This window comes from Aliivibrio kagoshimensis (assembly GCF_050337105.1).
GTDB lineage: Bacteria > Pseudomonadota > Gammaproteobacteria > Enterobacterales > Vibrionaceae > Aliivibrio_A > Aliivibrio_A kagoshimensis.
Map to the genome: position 1 here is coordinate 1 of NZ_JAKJSQ010000128.1, position 4,843 is coordinate 4,843.

The 4,843-nt window shown below is 39.8% G+C and carries 7 protein-coding genes; 3 read left to right on the top strand and 4 right to left on the bottom strand.

Translation table 11 applies throughout. The annotated features are described in order from the left end of the window. Positions 1 to 50: 50 nt before the first annotated feature. Positions 51 to 887, top strand: coding sequence for an NAD(+) synthase (gene nadE, locus L4C32_RS20240; protein ID WP_428198696.1), 837 nt, complete (start codon positions 51 to 53; stop codon positions 885 to 887). A gap of 3 nt (positions 888 to 890) precedes the next feature. On the opposite strand, the gene L4C32_RS20245 is transcribed toward nadE, so the two are convergent. Beyond that, complete coding sequence (locus tag L4C32_RS20245; RefSeq protein ID WP_428198697.1) at positions 891 to 1,178, bottom strand: GIY-YIG nuclease family protein; 288 nt, start codon at positions 1,176 to 1,178, stop codon at positions 891 to 893. A gap of 1 nt (position 1,179) precedes the next feature. Further along, positions 1,180 to 1,821, bottom strand: a complete 642-nt coding sequence (locus tag L4C32_RS20250; RefSeq protein ID WP_428198698.1) for a YceH family protein — start codon at positions 1,819 to 1,821, stop codon at positions 1,180 to 1,182. A gap of 209 nt (positions 1,822 to 2,030) precedes the next feature. On the opposite strand from L4C32_RS20250, the gene L4C32_RS20255 reads away from it, so the two are divergent. Both L4C32_RS20255 and L4C32_RS20260 read left to right on the top strand, forming a co-directional pair. Continuing rightward, the gene (locus tag L4C32_RS20255) at positions 2,031 to 2,453 is read left to right on the top strand and encodes a bactofilin family protein (RefSeq protein WP_428198699.1); all 423 of its coding nucleotides are present in this window, start codon (positions 2,031 to 2,033) and stop codon (positions 2,451 to 2,453) included. 112 nt (positions 2,454 to 2,565) lie between these two features. Further along, positions 2,566 to 2,883 (top strand): DUF496 family protein, encoded by a 318-nt coding sequence (locus L4C32_RS20260; protein ID WP_428198700.1) that lies wholly within the window; start codon positions 2,566 to 2,568, stop codon positions 2,881 to 2,883. Between the two features lie 54 nt (positions 2,884 to 2,937). On the opposite strand, the gene L4C32_RS20265 is transcribed toward L4C32_RS20260, so the two are convergent. Both L4C32_RS20265 and L4C32_RS20270 read right to left on the bottom strand, forming a co-directional pair. Continuing rightward, a complete protein-coding gene (locus L4C32_RS20265) occupies positions 2,938 to 4,068 on the bottom strand; it encodes a YcbX family protein (RefSeq protein ID WP_428198701.1) in 1,131 nt (376 codons plus the stop codon). An 88-nt stretch (positions 4,069 to 4,156) separates the two neighbouring features. Continuing rightward, the gene (locus L4C32_RS20270; RefSeq protein WP_428198702.1) at positions 4,157 to 4,708 is read right to left on the bottom strand and encodes a DUF3332 domain-containing protein; all 552 of its coding nucleotides are present in this window, start codon (positions 4,706 to 4,708) and stop codon (positions 4,157 to 4,159) included. Positions 4,709 to 4,843 lie beyond the last annotated feature (135 nt).

The window sequence follows — 4,843 nt, forward strand, 5'->3', positions numbered from 1 at the left end:
TTATTAGGTATCATAACTCGAATAAACATTTGGACAATAGGTACAATAAAATGGAACACACTATCCGCTCTGAAATGCGCGTTTTAGCAACGATTAACCCTGAGTTCGAGATTGAACGTCGTATTAATTTTATCAAAAATAGATTACTACAGTCGGGTTGTACCAATTTGGTTCTGGGTATTAGTGGTGGCGTTGATTCAACAACTTGTGGTCGACTTGCTCAACTAGCTGTTGATAGCTTAAACCACCAGAACAATGATAACCCATATCAATTTATTGCTGTTCGCCTCCCCTATGGTGAGCAAAAAGATGAAGAAGAAGCTCAATTGGCGCTCTCTTTTATCCAACCAACCCACTCAGTGACCGTGAATATAAAAGCCGGCGTTGATGGCCTTCACGCAAGTGCCACTGAAGCATTACACTCAGCATCCCTTTTACCCGTCGCTGCAGAAAAAATTGATTTTGTTAAAGGGAATGTAAAGGCCAGAGCCCGTATGGTAGCTCAGTATGAGATTGCGGGCTATTTAGGAGGATTGGTTATTGGTACTGATCATTCAGCTGAAAACCTCACTGGTTTCTACACCAAATTCGGTGATGGTGCCTGTGATTTAGCGCCACTATTTGGTTTAAATAAACGTCAAGTCCGACAGTTAGCTGCCGAATTAGGTGCACCGACTTCTCTAGTTTGTAAAGTACCCACAGCTGATTTAGAAGAGCTTTCTCCTCAGAAAGCAGATGAAGAGGCTCTAAATCTTAGCTATGAGCAAATTGACGATTTTCTTGAGGGAAGACCCGTTGAGTCAACAGTAAGTGATAGAATTGTGGCCATCTATAAAGCAACACAACATAAGCGTAAAGCCATTCCAACCATCTATGACGAAATCTAAAGCTTAGATCATTGCAATAATATCTTTAAAAAGCAGCTTATCAACAATGAGCTGCTCTTTTTTTGTCTTTGATAATCTCTTAATTCGTACTTCTACCTTTAATGCTTGGCTTTTATCGTGCAGCGTCTCACTCCAAACGAGCAAGAGAGGCCCTTTACCCTTTAAGTACTTTGCCCCTTTTCCACTTTGATGAACATGCAGCCGACGTTCTAAATCGGTAGTAATACCACAATACAAGTGACCTATATCAGTTCGAATGAGATAAACAAACCACGGCTTATTTTCTTGCATGTTAACGGATAGTATCCAACAATGATTTCAACGCTTCTAGTTCACTCCTAAGTAAGGCTACCTCTTGTTCCAATGCCTCAATTCTTGAATAATCTGCTCTCTCTTTTTCTTGCTCTACTTGAGCTGTCTGAATTGCCAGCTCTCTGTCTAAGAAGAGATGAGCATAACGATTCTCTCTTTTACCAGGCTCTCGGGATAACTTAACAAGTAATCCTCGCTGCTCTAACTGTGTCATCACCGCTTCAGTTTCAGTAACACTCGTAAAGCTGCACAAACGATTTGTTCGGGTTCTAAGCTCCCCTGGTGTTTGCTCACCTCTTAGTAACAACACACAAACAATGGCTAACTCCTGTTCGGATAGTTGTAAATTACCAAATTCAGTATTACAGAATCGATGCTGATATTTTGCTACTCGACTGCTCCCTAAAAAGAGTTCACTAATCAAATGACGTTGGCTCAGTTGCTGAATTGAATCTTGTACCTCTGCTTCGCTCAGTTGTAAAACGGGGTCGCGATTGCTTTTTTGATTGCAGGCAGTAGTTAATGCATTTAGGGTCAATGGGTATTGCTCAGGAGTTGTAATCTCTTTTTCTAACAAACAACCAATAACTCTAGATTCTGTGGCACTTAATTGAATGGTCATATCAAGTCTCTTTCGCTGATGAGATGGGCGTATCTAATTGCTAATAACTCTACGCAATATTTCAGAATATCCGTGATATCTTTCCCATTACAGGAAAAGCCGAGTTATTAATTGTGTTATCTATCATATAATCCTCTAACATTAAGATCTCATTTTTTTGTTCTTTTTTCAAAATCACGTTCACTTTTACAATAGTACAGAGGCCTTCCATGGGAATGTTCAACAATAGCGGCAGTTCAGCCAGCTCAACGACTTTATCTATCATCGCAAAAGGTTGCCGAGTTAACGGTAACATCGAGTCTGAGCAAAACATCCAGATTGATGGCTACTTCGAAGGTACAATCAAAACCAATCAACAAGTGTTTATCACCCCTACTGGTAGAGTGAAAGGTGATGTGTATGCTAATTTAGTCATTATTAATGGCTTAGTCGAAGGCCATTGCTCGAGCCCTGAAGTCAATATCCAGCCTAAAGGGCAATTTCGTGGTATTTTAGAAACCAAACAGCTTACCATTGAAAAAGGCGGGTTACTGATAGGTGAAAACCGTGAAGCGACACCCACAGAAGAGCTAAAACTGATTACCCGCGATAAGGAAGATGCCGCAAAAAATGTTGAGGTGAAATCAGCTTAACCTGACTTTTTTCGATCAATTAAGTATGTTGTTGATCAAAACACTTTTTTGCAACTCTCTCTTATGCTTTAATCCCTTAAGGAATTATAAATTATCGAAATTGGGGTCATAAATGAAAAACGTATTCGAAATTGTAAACCAAGCGCGCAGAAAGAATAAGTTAAAACGTGAGCTTCAAGACAACCAGAAGAAGATTCGTGATAATCAAAAACGTGTCACGCTTCTTGAGAACCTTCTTGACTACATTAATCCCCAAATGAGTACTGACGAAGTACTTGCTATCGTAAACAACATGAAAGCGGATTATGAAGATCGCGTTGACGACCACATTATAAAAAGCGCAGAGATTTCGAAAGTTCGCCGCGACATTAGTAGAAAAATTCGTGAATTAACAGAAGCAGACAAACAAAGCATGCATGGAAAAAAATAATCTGCGACAAAAAAGGAGACTTACGTCTCCTTTTTTCTAGATAGTAAGTTGTTATTAATTAACCAACTCGATATCTGTAGTCGGTTTGGCACAGCACGCAAGAATATACCCTTCTTCTATTTCACTCTCTAAAAGTGCATCCATTGGGGTATCTGAAATCTCCCCACTCTCCTTCATTATTTTACATGCACCACAGAACCCAGAACGACAGCTATAAGGTAAAGAGATGCCCTCTTCTTCAGCCTGTTCCAGAATAGTGTGTTGATCATTACCTGTAAAAAGGTGTCCATTGATACTAATTGACACTGTTTTTTCTATGTCATTAACAATATCTTTCTGCAATTCATTATGTAAAGGGCGTTCTTTAATCAGATATTGTATTGGCTTTTGCGTTTCGATAACAATGATATCATCTCCCTGACGGATAACACCTTCATTGCGCGCGATTAGATTTTGGCCAAAAAAGACATTTCCCTGCTCATTAGAGCGATACGTCGATAAGGTTGATAAGGGCTCTTTTTGGGGATGGAACTCTGCAGTTTTAGGATCAACAGTAGTCAACACACATCGGCTGCAAGGGCAATTAATATCAAATACCACCTCTCCGATTTGAATCGTTTTCCATTTATCCTCCTCAAATGCAGCAGTCCCTGACACAACTAAGTTAGTCCGAAATTGATCCATGGTATGTTGCCCAGTAGAACGTTCATTTAAGTCATCCAGTGATGCTTCGGAAATAAGCAACAGTGGGAATGCATCGGCAAAACTCACTTTTTGCTGGGCTTTTTGAGAAAAGCGAACTGATTCCTCTCCTATGTATAATAAAACAGCAGGCTTACCCACAACCTCACTTACCCATCTATCTGCTTCTTCGCTGGTTCGGAAGGCCTCAAACTTATCACCCCAAACTTCACTACTGAAGGTCACTTTTTGAATTTGATTGTAGTGGATCTCTATTGGGGTCTGTTGCTGAAATTGAAGGGATAGACTTTCAGAGTGTAATGTTGGCTTGATGTGGACAAGTTGAGGAAAACTTCTCGCTGTAACCATCGTGCCGTCCATTAGCGAGATCATAAATTGTCGATCAAAGCGAACACCAGTACACTCTACTTCAGTGGATGTAAGAACGATGCCCTGTGCTGACTTTACAGGAAAGAGATTGATTTGAGATAACGTTGCCGGCATAGAGCTACTCCTTTAGAAATAATGATGACATTTCTACTCTACATCAAATGGTAAAAAAAAGCAGATGGAAAACCATCTGCTCACTGTGTTACGACCGTGATGCTTTTGTTTGAGCCACGTAATCTTCTAACTCTTTAACAGACACCGTGGTGATCAATGTATCCTCAAGATAAAAATGGACCCATTCTTCATCTTTTTGTCCGCGTATTGTTTGATTGACTCCATTCAAATAGACAATATTCATGGCTAATGTGTTGTCATCGATTTGTTCAAATCTAGCACTTTGAATATCACTATTATTCACTTGCACCGGAACAGTCGTTAAGCTTTTGTCTAATTTGTTGTTTACTTTAAAAATTGAGTCAACAGGGGCATCGACAACGGCTGGGGATTTTCCAGTGATCACATTTTTACCCGTCCAAAATTCAATCGAGTTAAATATAAACAGATCCGCAATTGATGCTATGCCGTAGATAGGCGCTAATAGAACAAATAACCCTGCGCGACCGTAACGGTTATCAACCGCCATCAGGTTGCCTTTTGTCACCACTTGGCTGACACCCATTTGCCCCATACACCCTGTTAATGTAGTGATTCCTAGAGTAACGGCAACGGCTACTTTTAACTGTTTGATTTTCATACTTCTTCCACTAAAACGATTAAGGGTCTTTTGATGAGGTGGCGAAATATAAACAGGTTGCATCAGGTATTCAATCCTATTAAAGAGAATTGACAAAACTCTTACTTTATAAATTATGATTCTTTTATTTAATAT